The following is a 21,848-nucleotide window of genomic DNA, read 5'->3' on the forward strand; positions in this document are numbered from 1 at the left end:
TCCAATTCTATGATCCCATTTCTAAGCCAAAACCGCTTCACGAAGTCCATTAACCCGCAAACGATCCTTTTCTTTTTTCATAATTTCTTTACCAATGTAGGAACCACGCTGGTGTACGTCTCGGCCAACGTGCTGCTGCTCGAAAACCATCCCGAGTACTCGCTCCCACTGGCCTACATCGCCGCCGCATTAGCTGTTATGACTGCCGGTAAGGTCTACGAATATTTCGAACACCATCTTTTGCTTGAAAAACTCAGCCTCGGAACAATGCTCTCCTCGTTGTTTATGGTGGTCGTGGTGATAGGTTTACTGCTGGCTGGTCATGGCGTGGCTACGGCCATTGCCGTTATGGTCGGTTACCGGATCATTTACCTGCTTATTAACCTGGAATTCTGGGGGTTATCCGCATTGGTATTCGATGTACGCCAGAGCAAGCGGCTGTTCAGCGTGATCGGTTCCGGTGACATGCCTGCAAAAGCGCTGGGAGCTGTGCTGGCGGTGCTGATCCATTCGCCGTCAGTATTGGCCATTCTACTGGTTATCTCGCTGGTTTTCTTTGCATTGGCATTCTACACTCAAATCCTGACATTCCGCCACACAGACATTCCCAACCCGCACCACGCACGCACACGGGCCACGGATTCCGACTCGCGGATCATTCAGAAATACTTTGGCGGGAACAAGCTGCTTACGTCGCTTTGCATTGGCATGGTGGCCATTGCGGCTGCGGCCACCTGGATCGAGTATCATTTTTTTGTGAATGTGAAATACAAATTCCACAGCCAGCACGATGTCATTTTCTTTGTCGGTTCGTTGCTGACGGCCACTTATGTGATCTCTACGTTTGTCAAAATGTTGTTTTCGAGCAAAACCGTCGAGCGTTTCGGGATCAAACTCACCTTATACCTGCTGCCTCTGACCACCATTGCCATTTCGCTCGGGCTCCTTATATCATCCTATTTCCGCAAGGACGAGCCTTCGCTCCTGGTCTATTATTGCATGGCCTATTTGCTTTTCGAACTGGTGAGGCGGACTATTTTTGATCCGGTTTTCCTGGTTTTATTCCAGCCGCTTTCCACTAAAACACGTTTGAAGGGCCATACACTCGCAAAAGGCTTTTTTGAACCGCTGGGAATGCTGATCGCCGGCGTGATGCTCTGGATCGTCTACACGCAGCATTGGAGCGATATCAGCCTTACTTTCGACCTGTCGCTGCTGTTTGCAGTCGCTGCATTGCTTGTATTCCGCAAAGCTTACCGGTATTACATGCAGGAATTGAAATCCGCCATCAGCAAACGTTTTATCCGGAGCGGTGAAATGGCGGCACCTGCCGAGGCATTGCCGATCATTACCGAAAACTTACAAAGCGACCGCAAGGAAGAGGTCCTGAATGCGATCGACTGGCTCGCGAAGAATAAGGTTTCTATCTTTCGCAAACATGCAGACGGGCTCTTGAAAAGCCCGGTTGTGCAAGTACGGTTGAAGACATTGCAGACGCTGGCCACGTTGGACAAGCCTGAGCTTTCCGCTTCATTTATTCAATATATCGAAGACGAACCCGACGCCGCCTGCCAGGTGCTGGCTGTCAGGCTCGCTTGCGGCAATGGTCGCTTGTCCGACGAACAAACGGCACGCTTTCTGGCCCATACCGATCTCGACATCGTTAAGGGCACCATTATCGGCTGCTGGGAGGCTGGAAAAGCATTACCGCTGATCCACGGCACGCTGCAAAGGCTTTTCGGATCGGAGCAGGAAACCGACCAGCTCGCAGCGCTCGACTGCCTGAAAGTAACGGGCATTAGTTCTTATGAAAATCTGCTCAAAAGCTGCATTAACAAAGGCTCGCAGCGTGTGCGTAACTACGCGCTGGAAGTAGCCGCTACCGTGGGGTCTCCTACCCTGCTCCGCGATTTGCGCATCGTTCTCACCGGCACATTGACGTCTTCGACGATTCACGCACTGATCAATTCCGGCGACCTCGGGATCCGCATTATTGAGGAATGGTTGCAGCAAGATACCTCCGGTGACCGCATTCGGACGTTCATCAAAGTGGCTGAAAAAGGTCGGCACGAATTTATACTTCAAATACTTTTTAACCTTATTAAAAATATTTACCGCAATAGACTTTTTATTAATATCGATAATACAAGCAGTATTAAAAGAAAAGAAAGTAGTGTTCATATCGAAAATATTGACATTTTCACCCATATTGCGGCCCTAAAAGCTCTTAGCCATTATACAATTATAGCTGATTATAAAGTACTTATACCTGAATTTGTCGAAAAGGAACTCATCCATGCGGCGCAGTTGCTGAATGGAATGGATGCCTCCGAAGCAGACATCACCTGGAACAATGCCCTCGAATACGAGCTCGACCTGACTGCTCAGCGCCTTTTTTACCTATTCATGATGCAGTACGATAAGGAGGCGGTGCAGAGTGCATGGAAGGGAATTCGCCATGCGAGCAGGGAAAAACGTGCCAACTCGCTCGAACTCATCGAGAGCCTTTTACCGCGAATGCTCTACCCTTCGCTACATGCATTGTTTGAAAATATACCTATTCAAAGGAAGCGTGACGCATTGCGCCAGTACATGGGCAATGCTGATCCGGGATTGTCTCTTGTTACGATGATTCTCTCCCAGGAAGAGCGTTCCTTCACGAGCTGGACAATCGCCCTTGCCGTGAGCAAATGCGACATCGAAGAGGCGGATCTCGTTCACCTCGAAAAATTGGCTTCCCACCCATCCCGGCTCATTCGGGAGGCTGCTCATGAAAAATATGCAGCGCTCGCACAAAGTCCCGACCTTAAATTTTCGCTTAGAATCCCTATGAAACACGCCGAACCTACCCAGCAGATTTCCGAAATGGAACGGGTGATCGTCCTTAAAAACACCCAGCTTTTCGCGCAGACACCGGAAAACGTTCTCAGCTCCATTGCGCCTATCATGAAGGAAGTGACATACAGCGACGGGCAACAGATTTTTGCCAAAGGCGATCTCGGCGATTCGATGTACATTATTTACACCGGTCAGGTTGGCATTTACGACGGGCCTAAACAGCTCGCGCTATTCGATAAAGGGGAAATTTTCGGTGAACTCGCATTGCTGGATACTGAGCCGCGATCGGCCACGACAGTCGCCGAAACCGACGTGCTCGTGTTCCGGATCGACCAGGAAGATTTCTTTGAATTGATGGAGGAACGTGATGAGATCCTACGCAATGTCCTGCGCATCCTATGCCAGCGCATACGTGTGCAGAACGAGAAAATGCGCCAGCTATAAGGTGCGCGCAGTCTTTTTGAGTTGTTTGAGATGCCGTTGTTTGACGGCATTGCGACGCTTTTGCTCAGATACCGTCCAGTACTGGTGCGCTTCCAGAAAACGCACCTGGATCGCATCCCAGGCCGGAATATCCTCGACCATGTCCCGCGATTTCAGTTCCTCAAATAATGTCGCCGAAATGTGCTCAAAATCATTGCGACCGAGGTAATCCAGATCGGCATCGCAAATGACCCTTTCCAGCTCATTTTTGGGGCTTTGAGGGATCTTTGTAGCCATGATCATCCCGCAAATCTTTTCAATTTGCTCGGCATCATAGCCTAAACCCGGCAAAACCTCGCGAACGACTACGCAACCAGCCTCTTCGTGCCCCCGGTAGGTGGTCATGAAGCCACAATCGTGATACAAGGCAGCCGTCCACAACAATTGAATCGATTCCGCGTCCATGATGCCTTCAAGTCGGGCAATATCCATCGCAGCATGCACAACATCGATCGTATGATGCACACCGTGATAAAACAGCGTGCTATCCAACCGCGCTTCCAGTTCCCGCAGAATGTATTCCTGTGCTTTTTCGATATCCATGGCTATTCGAGCACTTCGTAGATCAACACCGGGTTCGATTTGTTTTTAAGGTTAACCTCGCCCACAACTGTGCATTGAAATGCTTCTTTCAGCTTCTCGTAAGCCGATTGTGGAACGACCACCTGGCCGGGCTTCGCAATGGACTGCAAGCGCTGCGCCACATTCACGACGTCCCCTATCACCGTGTAATCCAGCCGTTTCAATGCCGCCGAGCCGATATTACCCGATACCATTTCACCCGAATTAATGCCTATCGAAACTTTTGGAAAATAGCCGGATTGGTCCGACAATTCTTCTTTGAAAACATTGATATGGTTACGCACTGCAAGCGACGACTCAACGGCCCTGTCGAGATGATAATCGCCACGAAAAACGGCCATTACCGCATCGCCCATAAACTTATCGACATGCCCGCCCTGCGCGATGATCTCTTTCACCATCACATCGAAATACTTGTTGATGAGCTTCACCACGCGATCAGGTTGTTCCTTTTCGGATATGGCCGTAAAGCCGCACATATCCATAAAAACGACGGTCCCTTCAATATTCTCGCTCGTCATCAACGACTGTTCGAATGTTTCCCGCGTCATGAATTGCAGCACCGACGAATCGACATACATTCTGAGAATATCGTTTTCGCGCACCGCTTTCAGCGTTTCCTTCAATTGCGCTACATATAGCAGCGTCTTTTCCATCGTGAGTTCCAGATCCCGGAAGTCAATCGGTTTGGTCACGAAATCGAATGCGCCGCGGTTCATGGCCATGCGGATATTGTCCATATCGCCATAGGCCGAAACAATCACCGATTTCAGGATCGGGCTCATTTCACCGAGCCTTACCAGCAGCGTCAGCCCGTCCATTTCCGGCATATTAATGTCGCTCAGCACCATGTCGACGTCGGTATGCTCTACCAGCATTTCGAGGGCCCTCAGGCCATTTTCAGCAAAAATAAATTCGTACTGCTGTTCGCGGATCTGCCTTCGGAACTTCTGCTTGATCAGTAGCTGCAAGTCGGCCTCGTCGTCTACCACGAGTATTTTGGCTTTCATATAATGTTGAGCAGTTTCTCTTTCAGTTCGTTAAAATTGACGGGCTTGGTCAGGAAATCGTTGGCCCCAAGTTGCATAGCCTGGTCGTGGTTAGCGCTGTCGCCGTAAGCGGTGATCATCATCACTTGTGGCGGCGCCGATGGGTGATCGGTACGGATCCTTTTGAGTAGTTCAATCCCGCTCATACCGGGCATGTTGATATCCGACAGGATCATGACCAGCTCCGAAGGGTGGTTTTGCATAAATTCCAGCGCCTCTTCGCCCGAAAAGGCAAATGAAAACTCAAACTGTCCAGCACGGATTTCGCGGCGGAATTTCTGTTCAAAAAGCGACTTTACATCTTCCTCGTCGTCTACAACCAGTATTTTCATTCTTTTTGAGGGTTAGAGTCAATTAATGGGTATGGTGAGACGGAACTCTGTTTTTTCCCCCTCCACCGTATCTACTTCCAGCACACCGCCGTGCCCGTTTGTGATGATGTCGTAGCTCATTGAAAGGCCCAAACCAGTCCCTTGTCCGGTTGGTTTGGTGGTAAAAAAAGGCTGGAAAATCTTGGCTTTCACATGATCCGGCATGCCCGTTCCATTATCCGAAACCCTGATATATAGTTTGTTATCAAACTTTCTGGTACTAATTTTGACCTCCGGCTTGTAATCACCGAGTTGGCCGGCCTCTGTGAGACTCCGCTTTTTCTCCGACACCGCGTAAAATGCATTGGTAAAGAGGTTGAGAAACACCCGCCCCAAATCCTGCGGCAACACATTCACCGTACCGATCCTAGGATCGAATTCGGTCACCAGGGCTGCATTAAACTCCTTGTCCTTCGCGCGCAGGCCGTGATATGCAAGGCGCATGTATTCGTCTGCCAGTGCATTCACGTCCACGGGCTCTTTCTCGCCCGATGAAGCGCGTGAATGTTGCAGCATTCCCTTCACGATCGAATCGGCGCGTTTACCGTGGTGCGTGATCTTCTGCTGGTTCTGGCTCAGATCGGCAATGATACCTTTGATATAGTCCTTATCCTCGTTCGGAATATCCACCTTATCGACCTCCTCTTCCAGTTCCTGGCAAAGCTCCACCGACACTTCCGAAAAGTTGTTCACGAAGTTCAATGGATTCTGGATCTCGTGGGCGATACCGGCTGTCAGCTCCCCGAGCGAAGCCATTTTCTCACTCTGTATCAATTGGTTTTGCGTCGCTTTAAGCTCTTCGATCGCCTTTTGCAACACTTCCTTTTGTTGGGTCAACTCCTGTGTCCGTTCGGCCACGAGATATTCGAGCGATAGCTTTGTTTCCTTCGCAACCTGCTCTTCACGCAGACGTTCCTCCCGCTCCTGCGTTAGGACCTTCTGCTGTTTGCGGGCGTAAAACCAGATTACAAAACAGAAAATGAAGGCAAATGAAAGCCCGATTTGAAAAAATTGGTCGTAGCTGTTATAAAATTTAGGAAAGACCTGCTCGAAAAAATCGCTTAGCATCGACACGCCGACGAATGGCAACACCGACTGAGCCGTCGACCGGACTGGTTTAAAATCCTCATTTTGGTTGAAAAACCGCACCAATCCAATCAGCGCCAGGTTCCATATCCACCCAAACCAATCCGGCGAGCCTGCTATATAGTATGTCGCCGTCAGTGAAAGGACGACTATACGCGCATACTTGAAGAAATTGTCCCATTTGGATGCATGATCCGTACTCTGCATCACGGTGTGGGCATATTGGATCAGGAGAAAGGCAACAATAAAATGCATGTAGAATATTGTAAAACTAGTTCTCTTTTGCTAAAATAACCGTTGAGTTGGCAAAGTAACCATTTTCCCTTAAATATCAGTTGTGCCCTGACACCCTGCGCAGGCTGCCTCTAATTTATTTCTAACCGATTTTTAATGCAATTATAAAACAGTTTTAATACCATTTTTAGCACCGCTGAGAACCTTTGCCTGCAGGTAATTCAAACTAAACGAACATGCGTTATCAACTTGTGAAGCCCATTCTCATCGCATTGCTGATGGGGACGGTATCGGTAAGGGCTCAAACAGCCTATAATTTGCAGCAAGCCCTGCAAACGGCAAAATCCAATAACCCCATTCTCAAACGGGAACAATTCAATGTCGACGTCTCGCAGGCAGACATCATCACAGCCCAGCTTCGGCCCAATCCTATCCTGAACAACCAGTCGTTGCAGCTGGTGCAGACTTCGAAGTTCCCGGAGAACACCGGCTGGTTTAATGGTGCGAACCGACAGGTTTGGTGGCAGGTTACCAAGCCTTTTCAATTGCCTGTGCAGAGAGAGAACAAGATCAATTTCGCACAGCAAAACGTAAGGCTGACCCAAAAGCAATATGCTGATACAGAAAGACATCTGTTTCAAGCAGTTGCACAGAAATGGGTGGATGTCTGGGCGGCACGCAAGCAACTCGATTTATTGGGCACTGCAAAGACAAATGTCGATTCGTTAGCGAATATCAATCGCCTTCGCCTCAAAAACCAGGTGATCACAACTACCGACCTCGCGCGCACCGAGCTGCTCGCGAACCAGTACGATATTCAGCTTAAATCGGCCGCCCAGGATTACCGCAATCAGATCTCGAACCTCAAATTTCTGATGGGTGTGCAGGACTCGATCCAGATCGACACCTCCGACCAGTTCGCATTCACATTCCCCGACCAGATGGATGCCATCGTGCAACAAGCATTGCAAAACCGCACCGATATCCAAACCATTAAATCGACCATGGATGTGGCCGACGCCAATATCAAGCTGCAAAAATCGAGTGCATTACCGACGCCGGAGCTGGGTCTGATTTATAACCCGCAAAACAAGGCGCATTATATGGGCGTTTACGGCACGATTGAAATACCGATTTTTTCCCGTAATCAGGGCGAGATCAAGAAGTCACAAGTACTGAAACAACAAGCTGAACAGGATCTCCGCGCCACCGAAACGCAGGCGCAGACCGAAATCCTCACCGCCTGGAAGAGCTACGTCACCCACAAACAGAACTTACAGAATTTCAAGCAGTTGTTAACTCAATCCCAAACAATCCTCAACAGTGTCAAATACTCTTATCTCCGGGGCGGTACGACGATCATCGACTTCCTCGAAGCCCAGCGCAGCTGGCTCGATACGCAGCAGCAGTATTACGACGTCCTCGGGCAATATCGGCAGAGCTACGTCGACCTACTTTACGCATCCGGACTGATCAATCAAATCGCGCAATAATCATGAAAAACATACTCGTTTGCACCTGCCTGGCTATGACATTGATGGCAGGCTGCAAAAACAAGGCAGCTAACAAGGTCGTGCAGGACAACTCCACACCGGTCGTGAATGCGTCGGGCACCAAGATCAGCTTCCCCCTCGCCGAAAGCGCGAACTTTTTTCAAACAGAAAAGATTTCGAGCAGCTCGCTCATGGCCAATGTGACCGCCCCCGCCAAAGTATCGGCTACTGTGTTACGATCAGACGAAGGCGCTTCGGGCAATATTGTCATATTCGACAACCCCGAGCTGGCTGGCAACTACTCTCAGCTTTTGCAGCATTTGACAATGATTAACCAGATCCAGAATGTCAACATCCGTCAGCGCAAAACCGAGCTGGGACGCATGAGGGATTTGCAGGAACACGGGGCCGCCACGGGTAAGGACCTGCTCGAATCACAAACAGCGCTTTCGATGGAAGAGACCAACCTGATCAACGAACGCGCGGCCATTATTGAGCACGAAACCAAGCTCAAAGCGGGTGGTTTTGAACCCAGACAGCTTCGTAACGCCCCCGCGGGCACTGCTTACATTATATGCGACGTGCCCGAAAGTGAGTTGAGCCAGGTGAAAAAAGGTGCTAAATGTACAATACAGTTCACCGCATTCCCGAACGAGGATTTCACCGGCACCATCGACGCCATCGCCGACCTTGTTGACCAGACCACCCGCATGATCAAACTCCGCGTAAGCATTGCCAACTCAACAGGTAAGCTCAAAGCCGGCATGTTCGGTAGCGTGGCATTTGGTTTGAGCGAAGGTAAAAAGCTCAGTATCAATAAAGATGCTGTGGTAACCGTGCAAGGCCGCAACTATGTTTTCCTGAAAACAGCCCCGCTGGTTTTCGAGCGTCGCGAAGTAAATATCGGCGACCAGATCGGCGACCGCATTGTGACATTCAGCGGCGTAAAAGATGGCGAGCATGTAGTCACCAAAGGTGTTATGCAACTCAAAGGTTTATCGTTCGGCTACTAACCCTCCCTGATATGCTACAAGCCCAGATTTTCGTCAGTGCCGATCACTGGAAGGACGAAATACCGCTATATGAATACATTATGCAGTTTTTGGTCAGACAAAAAGTGCAGGGAGCGACAGTGTACCGCGGCCGTCTCGGCTTTGACGGCAAGCACCTGAGCCGCCCCAACGACCTGTTCAGTTTCGACGAAACACCCATGGTCATTTCCTTCATCGATGAGGAAGAAAAAGTGAAATCCGCTCTGACATTGCTTCGGAAAGAGGTGAAAAGCGGGTTTATAGTCACCAACCATGTAGACAAGTGGAATTAAAATGATCAAGAACCTGCTTTTTTTCAGCCTTCGCAACCGGTGGGTTGTGATCGCTGTGAGCGTAGTGCTGATGGGCGTCGGCTACTGGTGCTTTACCCAGCTCAAAATCGAAGCCTATCCCGACATCGCAGATACCAATGTGATCGTGGTCGCCCAATATCCCGGTCGTGCCGCCGAGGAAGTGGAACAACAAGTTACCGTTCCCATCGAAAGAGCGCTCCAGAACACCCCGAATGTACTCGACAGACGCAGCCGTACCATCTTCGGGTTATCCGTCGTGCAGCTGACATTTAAAGACGGCACAGACGATTATTTCGCTCGTCAACAAGTTACCGAACGGCTTGCTTCGGCTGAGCTGCCGGATGGCGTTGCGCCCGAGCTCGCACCATTATCCACCGCAGTGGGGGAAATCCTGCGGTATGTGGTGGAAGCGCCGTCCAGTTACAGCCCTACCCAGCTCCGCGATTTGCAGGATTGGGTGATCAAGCCTGCATTGCTACAAGTGCCTGGTATTGCAGATGTTACGACTTTCGGTGGACCATTGAAACAATTTCATATCATTACTTCTCCCGAAAAGCTTGTAAAATACGGCTTGTCGATGCAGAATGTGATCGACGCCATTAATGTCAATAATCAGAATACCGGTGGGAACGTAATCTCCCGTGGCGGCCAGGGCTTTGCGATCCGTGGGCTCGGGGCCATTAAGAATGAGCAGGATATCCAGAATATTGTGTTGAAATCGGATAATGGCGTGCCGGTATTTGTTCGCGATGTCGCCACAGTCGAAATCACACCTCCCCCTCCAAGTGGCGTGATGGGTTATACTATTACGGCTGATAAAGTGGATGTCAGCAGCGGCGTGGAAGGTATTATCCTGCTCAGAAGGTATGAAAACCCCAGCGAGGTTTTGAAGGTTTTGAAAGAAAGGATCGCCGACCTCGAAGCCAGTGAACTGCCCGAAGGCGTGCATTTGAAACCGCTTTACGACCGCAGCTTCCTGATCGACCATTCGCTCGAAACCGTCGCGCATACACTGTTTGAAGGGATTTCGATTGTCGTGATCCTGCTGATATTCTTCCTTGGAAGCATCCGAAGCGCCTTTGTGGTGGCACTTACGATTCCGTTCTCATTGCTATTTGCGTTTATACTAATGCGTTTGACCGGCATTCCAGCCAACTTGCTCTCGCTTGGTGCGATCGATTTTGGGATCATTGTCGACGGTGCCTGTGTAATGGCCGAGCATCTGATCCGCAAATACCGCACGGCAAGTCCGGAAGAAAAGCGGCAGGGCATTGTCAAAATCACATTGTTGTCCGCCCAGGAAGTGGGTCGGGAAATTTTCTTCTCGGTAACCATCATCATCCTCGCGTACATGCCTATACTGCTTATGACGCGCGTGGAAGGCAAGCTCTTCTCCCCCATGGCGCTGACGCTCGCATTTGCGGTAATTGGTTCTATGCTGGCGGCGCTCACTTTCATTCCGGTACTCATTTCATTCGCCTACAAAAAAGCACTGGCCGATCCCGAGAAGCCGATGAAAGAACACAAGAATTTTGTGTTGGATTTTCTTACAAAGTCCTATTCCAAAGTATTAGGCGCCTTTTTGAAGAATTATAAGACCACCGTCCTCGTTGGTTTCAGTGTTGTGACCATATTAGTTTTATTCGGGATAAAACTGGGTACCGAGTTCCTGCCGACGCTCGATGAAGGCTCGATATTTCTGCGCGGCAACTTCCCGGCTGGGATTACGATCCAGGAAAATGCGAGCTATGCGCCGAAAATCAGGAAGATCATTGCCAAATACCCACAAATATCTTTTGTGATCACCCAAACCGGCCGCAACGACGATGGTACCGACCCGTTCCCTGCCAACCGAAACGAAATCCTGGTTGGTTTGAAGGATTATGATCTTTGGAGCAAAACTATCACCAAAAAAGAGCTCGTTGAAAAGATCAGACACGATTTGCAGGCCCAATTACCGGCTGTGGCATTCTCGTCCGGCCAGCCCATTATCGATCAGGTGATGGAAATCGTCACCGGTAGCGCGGCCGACCTGGCTGTGTCTGTGGTGGGTGATGACTTGAATATGATGCGAAAAAAAGCCGAAGCTATTGCTAAAATTGTGAAAGCAACGCCCGGTGCCGACAATGTGAATATCGAACAGGAAGGTCCTCAGGAACAGCTCGCAATCAACATTAACCGTGAGGCAGCTGCACGTTTCGGAATTAATGTGGCCGACATTCAAAACATGATCGAAGCGGCCATCGGCGGCAAGACCATCTCGACGCTCTACGACGGCACTAAGCGCTACGATATCGTGATCCGCTTCCTGCCCAAATACCGCAACTCCATCGACGCAATTAAAAATGTGCAGGTGCCATCGCTTACCGGGGCGCTCATTCCAATGAGTCAGCTAGCCGACATCCATTTCATGGAAGGTCAGACTAATATCTATCGCTACGGCAGCAAACGCATGGTAACCGTCCGCACTAACATCCGTGGCCGCGACCAGGGTGGATTTGTGAAAGAGTTGCAGAAAAAACTCAATGGGCAGGTGCATGTTCCGAAAGGTTACAGCATCATTTACGGTGGTCAATACGAAAACCTCGAACGGGCCGGTAAACAGCTGGCATTCACCATTCCGCTTACGATTGTTATGGTGTTTCTGTTCCTGTTTATGCTTTTTAAAAACCTCCCGCATACGATGGTGACCATGAGTTGCATTCTGTTTGCGCTGGGTGGTGGTATTGTGGCGCTGCTGATGCGGGGGTACTATTTCAATGTTTCCGCCGGTGTCGGATTTGTGAGCATATTTGGCATTTCGGTAATGGCAGGCGTTTTGCTCGTCTCTGCACTGAACCGCACTACACAAGCCCGCGAAAATTCCTTGGAGCATGACGTGCTGGAAGCATCCTCCGAACAACTCCGTGCCATGCTGTCCATCCTGGTAGTAGCCATAATCGGTCTGGTACCAGCAGCTATTTCGTCGGGCATTGGCTCCGACGTCCAACGGCCTCTGGCAACCGTGATTATTGGTGGTTTGACAAGCACGCTGATCTTCGCACCGGTCCTCATTCCACCGCTGTATTTATGGATGGAAAAACGCCGAAAACCGGAGAAGCCGAGGGAGGTGCTGGAATTGGATTGAAAGGATGAAATAGGTATTTTTGTTATAGTTACAATTCATATAAAACACAGACTATGACAAACGAAAACCCTGTTCTCGAGGCGAAACGCTATGTGGAGAATGCGCGCACCATTTTAAGAGAAAAGGCCGGTAAGGAAAATGAAATGTATACCGACCGGAAGTACGTAAAATTGGCGGGTCATGCCGCCTACACCGGGGTACTACTAGCTCTTGATGGTTTATTTGGTGTGAAAACAAAGAAACGTAAAGACGTCAACTGGTATAAGGAGCAGCTTGCATCGGTAGATAAAAAGGTGCTGAACAATTTTGTGAATGCATATGAACTGTTGCATTTGTACATGGGCTATGATGGAACCCGGGAAGCTGTGGTAGCGCAAGCCGGCCTTAAACGAGCCGACCAAATCATCCAATGGGTCGAGCAGCGGACTGTTACTTGCTAATTTCTGCCAGCCGATAGATAAACAGCGCCGTGCCATTTATTTAGCACGGCGCTGTTTTTTTAACTAGCTCAATATTTAAGCCATATAATAATTATCCAGTGGATAAAATGGCGTTTTTAGTTAAATTTCCTAAGTATTATGTCCCTAACGGACAGCAGCGTACTCAACTATACACTCTAACCTATTCTTCTATGAGGAAAAAGCGCTACCCCCTCTTCTTACTGCTCATTTTCGGTCGGATGTCTACTGCTCAAATTCCAGATTCCATTCCCGGAGAATATCATTTGCAAGGCGTCATGGAAACAGCCTCCGCGATCCTGCTTAAACCCGACAGCACTTTCGAGTTTTACTTCTCTTACGGTGCCATGGATCGCCAGGGCCAGGGCAAATGGCAGTTTCAGAATGGAAAAATACTCCTCAACAGCCGGCCCCGGCCTGAACGCGATTTTGCATTGGTGGCAAGCAAAGCAGCGTCTGATGACTTTACTACCGTCAAAATCGTCGACAGCAACCAGCAGATCCTTCCGTTCTTCGAAACACTTGTTCGAACGGGTAGCGGCGAGAAATATGGCAAAATGAACCAAGAGGGCACATTTCAGATACCCAAAACCAAGGCCACGGGCATCGATCTGTTTTTTACGCTCGCTCCTGAACGCTACACCTCTTTTCCGGTAAATTCCGAAGACAACTATTTCGAATTTCGAATCGAGCCATGGATCATCGAGATTTTCGTGGAAAATATTGCCCTGAAACCGGATAAGAACGGTCTCACAGGTGCACACCCGCTTCTGAAAGGCGATGCATTCTCTTACGAAAAAATGAAGTGATCAGACGTACTGTCGGTCGCCGAGGAGGTTGATGTATTTTACCTCGACAATATTCTTATCATAGCCGAATCTGGTCACGTTGATCATCGCCTGCCCAAGTTGTTTGAGCGTCGATGCCCCATTGGGATATACTGCTTTCACCACCGGATACAACCATCCGAAATATTTATACAGTTTCAGCAGGTTGGTCTGCCCCGGTGTAGCACGCAGAAAGCCGGGCCGGAATGCAAATACCTGATCGAACGGGAGTTTACGGAGATCATTTTCGGTTTTACCCTTTACACGCGCCCACATAATGCTGCCTCTTTCGGTGCTGTCGGTGCTCGCGCCGGAAACATAGCAAAAGGTCATGCCCGGGTTTTGTCGGCTCAGAAGTTCGGCTGCGTGCATGGTCAAATCGTAGGTAATGCGCTTGTAGTCAGGCTCCTTCATACCTACTGACGAAATGCCAAGACAGAAATAGCAGGCGTTATAGCCTTTCAATTGATTCTCAATGGAAGAAAGGTCATAAAAATCCTTGTGTACGATCTCTTTGAGCTTCGGGTGCGTGATGCCCAATGGTCTGCGGTTGATGACCAGAACGGACTCTACATCCTGACTTTCCAGGCATTCGAGCAATACCCCCTCGCCCACCATGCCTGTGGTACCTGTAATAATTGCCCTTATTTTTCCTTCAACAGCCATAGTTGATTTGGTTTGAAATGTCGATGCCGCAAGATAAGGATATTTCAAAGCGACCTAAGCCCCAAAATCCGTTGAAATCGACACTTCCTTCCAGGTTTCCAGCTCATCCGTCAAAGACGCGATTTTGGATTGCGCGAGACCAAAGGCATCCGAACCAAGTAGTAAATGCAGCGGAGGGTTAGCCTCGCCCGCAATGCGGATCATCGCATCGGCTGCTTTTTCGGGATCGCCAGGCTGTTGTCCGTTGATCTGTTGCTCATGCAAAGCCTGCGATTCGCGAACTTCCTTGTAGTCGGCGATTTCGTTCTTTGGTGTTACAAACGATCCTGCTTTTAGGAATTCCGTACGGAAATAGCCCGGTTCTACAATCGTTACTTTCACTCCAAACGAAGCCGTTTCCGCCGCGAGCGACTCTGAAAGGCCGGTGACCGCAAATTTCGTTGCGCAGTAGATTCCGAAGCCCGGAAACGTGCCGGTAAAGCCGGCAATAGAAGATACATTCATGATGTGGCCCGATCGCTGCTCCCTCAAATAGGGCATCACTGCGCGGATTACGTTGAGCGTACCAAATACATTAACATCGAAGTTACCCTTTGCCTCTTCATCCGAGAGCTCTTCAAGGCTTCCGGCTAGCCCATAACCTGCATTGTTCACAATGACGTCTATACGTCCGAATTCGGCTACGGTCGCGGCGATAGCCTTGCCAACGCTTTGTCCGTCTGTCAAAGTCACCGCCAACGGCAAAAATTGCCCTTCTGAATGTTTTACTGCATTTTTGAGATCATCCACCGAACGTGAAGTGGCAGCGACAGAATAACCATGGGTCAATAATTTTTGCACGAGTGCCAGTCCCAGGCCTTTCGAGGCGCCGGTAACAAACCATACTTTTCTGTTTTCCATTTTGCTTAGCTAATTAATTTTTTAACAGTACAAAGGTAAAATGGCCATAGACCTGAGGCATAGCGTGGTTCAAACAGAAACTTGCGAAATTCAAACAATTCTATATGCCGACGGAGTTTGATTGGTTTGTCTCTTGAAAAAATTGTTGAAATGGGATGGTTCCTCGAATCCGAGGCAGTAACTGATTTCCGAAATATTCCAATTGGTGTGCCGTAAAAGCGCCCTGGCCTCGGAAGCCATCCGCTCGGCAATATGCATGGTCGTGGTTTTTCCGGTGGTTTCGCGGATGGCGCGGTTAAGGTGATTTACGTGCACCGAGAGTTGTTCTGCAAAATCATTTGCGGAACGTAAGCCAAAACGTTGTGAAGGTGATTCGATGGGGAATTGACGTTCCAATAGTTCTGTAAAAACAGCTGTAATACGTGAATTGGCGTTCGGATGCTGATATAGTGCTTCACTTGGTTGCATTTTTAGAGCATAGTGAACCAATTCGGTCACGTAGTTCCTCAACAAGTCATACTTAAATGGGTAATCGGAGTCGATCTCTTCCAACATCTTCTCGAAAATCTGACTCACATGCACGTCCTGTGAATCGTTAAGAATGTAGGAAGGCTTCCCGCCGATGGCAAACATGGGCAAGTCGGCCACATTGCCTCGTAGCTTTTCTGAGAAAAAACCTTCTTTAAAAATGCAAAAGTACCCTGTAATGGTGTCGCAAGCCGCTTCCCAGGTGTATGGCACAAGCGGATTGAAGAACATGAGCGATGTCCCGTCCAATTCGAGGCTCTTATCGGCGTAATGATAAACATTCTTTCCCCGGATCAGCGCAATCTTATAAAAGTCCCGACGACTGTAACGAGCCTGGACGGGATTAGCCACGTAATTGTCCCCCATCGAAAAGACATTGAAATGGCCAATGTCTTGTTGCAAATTGTCCGGCAGCCAATTTAACTTGTATTGATAAAATTCTTCGAGTGATTCTGGTTTCTCCATAAGACGAAGTTACAAAAATCAAATAGCAATTGAATTCCATCGACTCATTTTTCCGTAAAGTCACTGGTTGTTCCCGGTTGCTCAATGCTTAGAGTATATAAGCGCCTTGTTCGCCCTTAATTGTATATTTAAGTAACCGAATGTAATTATCTGGCACAAAGTTCAAATCGCTCATTTCCTAACAACTCCGTCTGCCCATGCTATCACTGTCCCCACTGTTGACCGAATACATTCAAAATGGCACACTGGTATGCCCGTTATGCCTTTCGCGTCTGAAAGTCCATAACGAGCAGTTGTTGTGTGATCATCCCGGTTGTAGTCATGCCACAGCGGGCGTGCCCACGATACAGGAAAAGATCCCTATTCTGGTCGATTTCAATCGAAGTATTTTAAACAGGCAAAAGCTGCTCGGGACCGGAGGGGAAAGCCTTATTCCCCGCACCGGCAACAAATATGACAGGGTCAAAGACTTTTTCTGGGGTGATGGTGGCAAGACGAAAAAAAACCTCGTGCAATTTGTCGATAGCATTCAGAAATATCCGGACAAAAAATCGACAGTACTGATCATCGGCGGAGGGGCGATTGGCCATGGTGCCCATGGATTGTACGATGCAAAAAATATCAATATCCTTTCATTCGACATCTACGCTTCGCCCAACACCGATTTCATTGCTGACGGTCATTCACTGCCTATCGCCGACAACAGTATCGACGGTATCTGGATTCAGGCCGTCCTGGAACACGTGATGTACCCGCAACGCGTGGTATCCGAAATCCACCGTGTGCTCAGTAACGGCGGTGTGGTTTATGCAGAAACCCCGTTCCTCCAACATGTACATGAGGGTCCGTACGATTTCACCCGCTTCACCGAAAGTGGCCACCGTCTGCTTTTCAAGGATTTTAAACTGCTGGATTCAGGTTTTCTGACCGGCATCGGCACCGTTTTGCTGTGGAACATTCGGTATATGGCGTGGGGCGTTACACGCAGCCGAAAAATGGCGATCCTGGTTGCCATGCTGTTTGGCTGGGTCAGGTTTTTCGACCATCTCGTTCCCGATTCATTTAATGTGGATACAGCAAGCGGTGTCTATTTCCTCGGTCGCAAAGCTCCGGACCATACGTTCAGTGACATGGATATTGTCGCGCATTATAAGGGGTTTCAGCGGAAGTAGGTGTTGACCGCGAATGGCTGACCATTGAATGCCGACAAAATTGCGGCGAGCCAGTGGTTGTCAGGTATTGTCAGTCATTTAAGTCTCCGGTCACTTGCATCCCGACAGCCCTAACCGCATTACGTCAGCCGTCGGCGGTCAGCGGTCAGCCGTCCGCGGTCAGCCGTCAGCCGTCACCCCACCACCCTGTTCCGATCCGTAACATACGCCAACCCCAGCACGATTGCCTGCAATACCACGAATGAGCCAAGCAATGCGGGGATGGAATTTTCGGGCGGAGGGCCGAACGTATTGAAGAGTTCCGCAATGATGAAGAAGACGATCAAAGCAAACAGGCCCCATTTGCCCTTAGCGTTAATTGCGCGGGTATTTTTGACATAAATCCAGACACCGGCAATGAATAAAATACTTTCTGTTAGGACTGTCATTGGCAACGAATTCCACATCCCAAAGCCCAATTTCGTATCACCCGATATTGTCAGTGGCAGGTCAGGAATATGAACCACCAGGTCGAGGAACCAGTGGCTTAGCACGGCGAGACCGACAATCATTGCGCCACGCATATCTTTTTGGAATAACCAATAAATAACTCCGCACAGCAGCCCCCAAACCACGCCCATAACCAGGCTGTGCGTGTAAGGATAATGCACAAACTCAAACGGGGTAACTTCGGTGAAACCCGGACGGATGTTCACCTTTTCGACGTCCAGTAAAAGCAGGAACGGCCAAAGGATATCAACGAATTCGACGGCAAAAAAAAGGGTGAGGAGCGAAACTTTGGGGGCAGCTTTCTTCGCCCCGAATGCTAAACCATAATGACCTAGAAACATGTGATTGATGTTTGGTTAATGACCATGCAAAGGTATTTATACCACTCTCGAACATACTTGACCTAGATCAAGAAATCAGTTGAGCTGTTTCCGGCGGATGCGGCTGATCGTTTCGGGCGTCATTCCGAGCATGGAGGCGATGTATTGCAACGGTACCTGCGTAAAAATGTCACGATGGCTTTCAAAGAGCAGATTGTAGCGTTGCTCGGCCGTCATAGACAGAAAAGAGAAAACCCGGTCCTCGAGTGTAGTGAAGCAGTGTGCGATAAAGAGCTTTTCGGTTACCGGCCATCTGGGAATATATTCGCCCAGGCGGTCGTAGTCGCGCTTGTCGATGGTGTAAACAGTCGTATCAGCAAGCGCCTGAATGTTCCAGCGGGCGGGCTTTTCGAAAACCAGGCTGGCCAGATCGGCTACGAAATAACCTTGGGTGCATATCCATTGGGTGACTTCCCGGTCTTCCAGATCCACGTAAATACGCAGCATACCCGATTGAATGAAGCTTAGCTTTTGGCAAAGTTTCCCGGTTTTGAGATAGTATTCACCTTTTTTCACTATTTCGGGTTTGAAAAAGGAAGCGACTTTGACCAGATCTCCCTGATCAAAGTCAAAATAGGTTTGCAGGTACTGTTCTAGGTCTGTCATAAGCGTCGTAATCGGCATAAATGTAAGAAAGATCAGCTATCCTTCCCGGCCGGTATCGCACAAAAGTGTCCGAATGCGAACGAGTGGACGGCCACATTTACGTATATATTATTGATTTACAAATGATTAATTTTTTGGCATGTATTTTATACAATGTACTATGCAATGCAATGTACCGTCTGTTAGCCATGAAAATCAATCCTTCAACCGCCATAATTTAGTCCGCTCTATCCCTATGTTAAAAAACTATATCAAAATCGCCTGGCGAAACCTGGCACGGAACCGGGTGTTTTCCGCCATTAATATTGCCGGGCTGGCCATTGGTCTGGCTTCATGCATGCTGATCAGCCTGTATGTGATCGACGAGCTGAGCTTCGACCGCTTTCATGAAAAAGCGGATCGCATTGTAAGAACCACATTTAAAGGGACGATGCAAGGCGGGATTATCAACGAATCGCACGCAATGCCTCCTACTGCGGCCGCATTGAAGGCCGACTATCCGGAAGTACTCGAATCTACCAGATTACGCCAGGGCGGAAGGCCGTTGGTTTTTCTCAATAATAAAATCTACAACGACGAAAAACTCGCATTTGTGGATTCCAATTTCTTCTCCGTTTTCACGCTGCCTTTTATCCAGGGAAATGCGAAAACAGCGCTTTTAGAACCGCTTACGATCGTGTTATCCGAATCTGCGGCTCAGAAATATTTCGGTAAAACCGATGTGATCGGAAAGACCGTCACATTCAAGGACTGGAAACAAACGTACCGCGTCACTGGCGTCATGAAGGATATTCCGTCCAATTCACACTTCCGCTTCGACTTACTGGGTTCAATGGCCACATTGGATGAGGCAAAATCGACTTCCTGGATGACGTCGGAATTCTTTACTTACCTGGTTTTGCCGGAAGGTTATAATTATAAAAAGCTGGAAGCAAAACTTCCCGCGACCATTGATAAATACATTAGTCCGCAACTGAAACAGGCCATGGGCGTTACCATGGCCGAATTCCGCAAACAGGGCAACAATCTCGAACTTCACTTGCAACCACTGACTGACATTCACCTGCATTCCGATTTTCAGTACGACCTGGACGTGAACGGCGATATGACTTACGTGTATATTTTCGGTGCGGTAGCGGTTATGATGCTGCTCATTGCCTGCATTAATTTCATGAACCTCTCCACCGCCGGCTCATCCAAACGTGCACGGGAAGTGGGTGTGAGAAAAGTAATGGGTTCCGAAAAATCCGAGCTGGTATGGCAATTTCTAATGGAATCCATCCTGCTGACGGCTCTCGCTATGGTATTGGCCGCAATCCTCTGTATTGCCGCGCTACCAGTGTTCAATCAGCTTTCGGGTAAAAATCTCTCACTGGAATGGAATTCCGTTCCCGGCCTTATCCCGGCGATGATCGGCTTCGGGTTGTTTGTAGGGATATTCGCGGGAAGTTATCCGGCATTTTTCCTCTCGTCGTTCAAGCCTATCACCGTTCTGAAAGGCGGGGCTTCGGCGGTCAATATTAGCGCCTCAGGGAAAAGCATCAATCTGCGCAGCGGACTGGTCGTATTCCAATTCTCGATGTCGATAATCCTGATCATCGGAACGACTGTCGTATTCCAGCAACTGCAATTTATCCGGAACAAAAAGCTCGGGTACAATAAGGATCAGGTGATTGTGGTACCAGCTTGGTCGCTGGGCAAAAACACGGACACATTCCGCCAGAAGCTCGTGCGCGACTCGCGCGTGGCGCAGGTAAGTCTCTCGGGATATGTACCCGCCGGCCCCTCGGACAACAACAACTTCGCCGTAAACCCCGACGGTAACCCATCCCGGCACATCAAAACCTTACGTTATGAAGTCGATTACAACTACCTTCCGACTTTGGGTATGGAAATAGCGCGCGGCCGTAACTTTTCCAAAGAATATGGCACTGATTCGACGGGCATTATCATCAATGAAACCGCTGTAAAAATCTTCGGCTGGACACCTGAGAACGCATTGAACCGAACGATCACCCACAGCGATAATGACGGAAAAAAATCGGCATACCGGGTCGTCGGCATCGTCAAGGATTTCCATTTCCAATCTATGCATGAACAAATAGGCCCGCTGGTGATGACATTGAGCAATGGGTGGGGCTGGATGATGGTCAAGGCCAGGAGCACCGAAGTTTCAGGCCTGCTGGCCTCGATGAAGCAAAACTGGGATGGCTTCCAATCGGATATGCCGTTCAGCTACACATTCCTTGACGAGCGTTTCAATGAAACTTATAAAGCCGAGCAAAAAACCGGCCAGATCCTGGGTACGTTCGCGGGCCTGACGATTTTCGTAGCCTGCCTGGGCCTATTCGGCCTCGCTACCTTCACAACCGAGCAACGCACCAAGGAAATAGGTGTGCGCAAAGTCCTAGGTGCGTCGGTTGCAGGGATCATCGCATTGTTGTCGAAGGACTTTCTTAAACTCGTGCTGGTAGCGCTGCTTATTGCAACGCCCACGGCCTGGTGGCTGATGGACAGATGGTTGCAGGAATTTGCATACAAAATCAACGTGAGCTGGTGGGTATTCACCATCGCCGGAGTACTCTCGACAGCGGTGGCATTATTGACCATTTCGTACCAGTCCGTAAAGGCCGCATTGGCCAACCCGGTACAGTCACTTCGTTCAGAATGACCGCAGGCTCAAAAGAAGCCGCCCAGAAGTTCATTTGTTATTAAATTCGGGTCTGAGTTGCAGCAAAATTCGTGTGCA

Annotated in this window: 18 protein-coding genes; 9 read left to right on the forward strand and 9 right to left on the reverse strand. The window is 49.1% G+C overall.

The window, feature by feature from the left end; genetic code table 11:
* Window positions 1–9 precede the first annotated feature (9 nt).
* Window positions 10–3,282, forward strand: a complete 3,273-nt coding sequence (locus LZD49_RS05765) for a cyclic nucleotide-binding domain-containing protein (RefSeq protein WP_234666364.1) — start codon at window positions 10–12, stop codon at window positions 3,280–3,282.
* Here the strand turns inward: LZD49_RS05765 and LZD49_RS05770 are convergent.
* The 4 genes from LZD49_RS05770 to LZD49_RS05785 are packed head-to-tail and all read right to left on the reverse strand — an operon-like array spanning window position 3,277 to window position 6,664.
* The gene (locus tag LZD49_RS05770; RefSeq protein WP_234666365.1) at window positions 3,277–3,864 is read right to left on the reverse strand and encodes an HD domain-containing protein; all 588 of its coding nucleotides are present in this window, start codon (window positions 3,862–3,864) and stop codon (window positions 3,277–3,279) included. The two genes, LZD49_RS05765 and LZD49_RS05770, sit on opposite strands and share 6 nt — an antisense overlap.
* Window positions 3,865–3,866: 2 nt before the next feature.
* Entirely contained in the window at window positions 3,867–4,913 is a 1,047-nt protein-coding gene (locus tag LZD49_RS05775) for an adenylate/guanylate cyclase domain-containing response regulator (protein WP_234666366.1), read from the reverse strand.
* Window positions 4,910–5,284 carry a response regulator gene (locus LZD49_RS05780; protein WP_234666367.1) on the reverse strand — a complete coding sequence of 125 codons (375 nt, stop codon included), beginning with the start codon at window positions 5,282–5,284 and terminating at the stop codon, window positions 4,910–4,912. The genes LZD49_RS05775 and LZD49_RS05780 overlap by 4 nt, the downstream gene beginning before the upstream one ends.
* A gap of 18 nt (window positions 5,285–5,302) precedes the next feature.
* Window positions 5,303–6,664 (reverse strand): sensor histidine kinase, encoded by a 1,362-nt coding sequence (locus LZD49_RS05785; protein WP_234666368.1) that lies wholly within the window; start codon window positions 6,662–6,664, stop codon window positions 5,303–5,305.
* 215 nt (window positions 6,665–6,879) lie between these two features.
* Here LZD49_RS05785 and LZD49_RS05790 point away from each other — a divergent pair, with 215 nt between their 5' ends.
* From LZD49_RS05790 to LZD49_RS05815, 6 genes are all read left to right on the forward strand, one after another.
* Window positions 6,880–8,136 (forward strand): TolC family protein, encoded by a 1,257-nt coding sequence (locus LZD49_RS05790; RefSeq protein ID WP_234666369.1) that lies wholly within the window; start codon window positions 6,880–6,882, stop codon window positions 8,134–8,136.
* A 2-nt stretch (window positions 8,137–8,138) separates the two neighbouring features.
* Window positions 8,139–9,149: an efflux RND transporter periplasmic adaptor subunit gene (locus LZD49_RS05795; protein WP_234666370.1), complete on the forward strand. Its 1,011-nt coding sequence runs from the start codon at window positions 8,139–8,141 to the stop codon at window positions 9,147–9,149.
* An 11-nt stretch (window positions 9,150–9,160) separates the two neighbouring features.
* Window positions 9,161–9,460 carry a DUF190 domain-containing protein gene (locus LZD49_RS05800; protein WP_234666371.1) on the forward strand — a complete coding sequence of 100 codons (300 nt, stop codon included), beginning with the start codon at window positions 9,161–9,163 and terminating at the stop codon, window positions 9,458–9,460.
* Window position 9,461: 1 nt separating this feature from the next.
* On the forward strand, window positions 9,462–12,608 hold the full coding sequence (locus LZD49_RS05805) for an efflux RND transporter permease subunit (protein ID WP_234666372.1): 3,147 nt from the start codon (window positions 9,462–9,464) through the stop codon (window positions 12,606–12,608).
* Window positions 12,609–12,661: 53 nt separating this feature from the next.
* Window positions 12,662–13,048 (forward strand): DUF5618 family protein, encoded by a 387-nt coding sequence (locus LZD49_RS05810; RefSeq protein ID WP_234666373.1) that lies wholly within the window; start codon window positions 12,662–12,664, stop codon window positions 13,046–13,048.
* A gap of 191 nt (window positions 13,049–13,239) precedes the next feature.
* On the forward strand, window positions 13,240–13,875 hold the full coding sequence (locus LZD49_RS05815) for a hypothetical protein (protein ID WP_234666374.1): 636 nt from the start codon (window positions 13,240–13,242) through the stop codon (window positions 13,873–13,875).
* Here the strand turns inward: LZD49_RS05815 and LZD49_RS05820 are convergent, their stop codons facing one another.
* The 3 genes from LZD49_RS05820 to LZD49_RS05830 form a co-directional block, all read right to left on the reverse strand.
* Window positions 13,876–14,559 (reverse strand): NAD-dependent epimerase/dehydratase family protein, encoded by a 684-nt coding sequence (locus tag LZD49_RS05820; protein WP_234666375.1) that lies wholly within the window; start codon window positions 14,557–14,559, stop codon window positions 13,876–13,878. It lies immediately after the preceding gene.
* A gap of 54 nt (window positions 14,560–14,613) precedes the next feature.
* A complete protein-coding gene (locus LZD49_RS05825) occupies window positions 14,614–15,459 on the reverse strand; it encodes an oxidoreductase (protein ID WP_234666376.1) in 846 nt (281 codons plus the stop codon).
* 90 nt (window positions 15,460–15,549) lie between these two features.
* On the reverse strand, window positions 15,550–16,452 hold the full coding sequence (locus LZD49_RS05830; protein ID WP_234666377.1) for an AraC family transcriptional regulator: 903 nt from the start codon (window positions 16,450–16,452) through the stop codon (window positions 15,550–15,552).
* A 197-nt stretch (window positions 16,453–16,649) separates the two neighbouring features.
* On the opposite strand from LZD49_RS05830, the gene LZD49_RS05835 reads away from it, so the two are divergent.
* On the forward strand, window positions 16,650–17,624 hold the full coding sequence (locus tag LZD49_RS05835) for a class I SAM-dependent methyltransferase (RefSeq protein WP_234666378.1): 975 nt from the start codon (window positions 16,650–16,652) through the stop codon (window positions 17,622–17,624).
* Between the two features lie 173 nt (window positions 17,625–17,797).
* Here the strand turns inward: LZD49_RS05835 and LZD49_RS05840 are convergent, their stop codons facing one another.
* Together LZD49_RS05840 and LZD49_RS05845 are read right to left on the reverse strand one after the other, a co-directional pair.
* Complete coding sequence (locus tag LZD49_RS05840; protein ID WP_234666379.1) at window positions 17,798–18,454, reverse strand: hypothetical protein; 657 nt, start codon at window positions 18,452–18,454, stop codon at window positions 17,798–17,800.
* A 75-nt stretch (window positions 18,455–18,529) separates the two neighbouring features.
* The gene (locus LZD49_RS05845; protein ID WP_234666380.1) at window positions 18,530–19,099 is read right to left on the reverse strand and encodes a Crp/Fnr family transcriptional regulator; all 570 of its coding nucleotides are present in this window, start codon (window positions 19,097–19,099) and stop codon (window positions 18,530–18,532) included.
* Window positions 19,100–19,334: 235 nt separating this feature from the next.
* Between LZD49_RS05845 and LZD49_RS05850 the strand changes: the two genes are divergently transcribed.
* Complete coding sequence (locus LZD49_RS05850; protein ID WP_234666381.1) at window positions 19,335–21,770, forward strand: ABC transporter permease; 2,436 nt, start codon at window positions 19,335–19,337, stop codon at window positions 21,768–21,770.
* Window positions 21,771–21,848: the final 78 nt, after the last annotated feature.

It is taken from the genome of Dyadobacter sp. CY261 (assembly GCF_021440085.1).
GTDB lineage: Bacteria > Bacteroidota > Bacteroidia > Cytophagales > Spirosomataceae > Dyadobacter.

Excerpts from the sequence above, each read along its gene's own strand:
- LZD49_RS05765 (WP_234666364.1), top strand. The coding sequence starts at position 10 with ATGATCCCATTTCTAAGCCAAAACCGCTTCACGAAGTCCATTAACCCG.
- LZD49_RS05770 (WP_234666365.1), bottom strand. The coding sequence starts at position 3,864 with ATGGATATCGAAAAAGCACAGGAATACATTCTGCGGGAACTGGAAGCG.
- LZD49_RS05775 (WP_234666366.1), bottom strand. The coding sequence starts at position 4,913 with ATGAAAGCCAAAATACTCGTGGTAGACGACGAGGCCGACTTGCAGCTA.
- LZD49_RS05780 (WP_234666367.1), bottom strand. The coding sequence starts at position 5,284 with ATGAAAATACTGGTTGTAGACGACGAGGAAGATGTAAAGTCGCTTTTT.
- LZD49_RS05785 (WP_234666368.1), bottom strand. The coding sequence starts at position 6,664 with ATGCATTTTATTGTTGCCTTTCTCCTGATCCAATATGCCCACACCGTG.
- LZD49_RS05790 (WP_234666369.1), top strand. The coding sequence starts at position 6,880 with ATGCGTTATCAACTTGTGAAGCCCATTCTCATCGCATTGCTGATGGGG.
- LZD49_RS05795 (WP_234666370.1), top strand. The coding sequence starts at position 8,139 with ATGAAAAACATACTCGTTTGCACCTGCCTGGCTATGACATTGATGGCA.
- LZD49_RS05800 (WP_234666371.1), top strand. The coding sequence starts at position 9,161 with ATGCTACAAGCCCAGATTTTCGTCAGTGCCGATCACTGGAAGGACGAA.
- LZD49_RS05805 (WP_234666372.1), top strand. The coding sequence starts at position 9,462 with ATGATCAAGAACCTGCTTTTTTTCAGCCTTCGCAACCGGTGGGTTGTG.
- LZD49_RS05810 (WP_234666373.1), top strand. The coding sequence starts at position 12,662 with ATGACAAACGAAAACCCTGTTCTCGAGGCGAAACGCTATGTGGAGAAT.
- LZD49_RS05815 (WP_234666374.1), top strand. The coding sequence starts at position 13,240 with ATGAGGAAAAAGCGCTACCCCCTCTTCTTACTGCTCATTTTCGGTCGG.
- LZD49_RS05820 (WP_234666375.1), bottom strand. The coding sequence starts at position 14,559 with ATGGCTGTTGAAGGAAAAATAAGGGCAATTATTACAGGTACCACAGGC.
- LZD49_RS05825 (WP_234666376.1), bottom strand. The coding sequence starts at position 15,459 with ATGGAAAACAGAAAAGTATGGTTTGTTACCGGCGCCTCGAAAGGCCTG.
- LZD49_RS05830 (WP_234666377.1), bottom strand. The coding sequence starts at position 16,452 with ATGGAGAAACCAGAATCACTCGAAGAATTTTATCAATACAAGTTAAAT.
- LZD49_RS05835 (WP_234666378.1), top strand. The coding sequence starts at position 16,650 with ATGCTATCACTGTCCCCACTGTTGACCGAATACATTCAAAATGGCACA.
- LZD49_RS05840 (WP_234666379.1), bottom strand. The coding sequence starts at position 18,454 with ATGTTTCTAGGTCATTATGGTTTAGCATTCGGGGCGAAGAAAGCTGCC.
- LZD49_RS05845 (WP_234666380.1), bottom strand. The coding sequence starts at position 19,099 with ATGACAGACCTAGAACAGTACCTGCAAACCTATTTTGACTTTGATCAG.
- LZD49_RS05850 (WP_234666381.1), top strand. The coding sequence starts at position 19,335 with ATGTTAAAAAACTATATCAAAATCGCCTGGCGAAACCTGGCACGGAAC.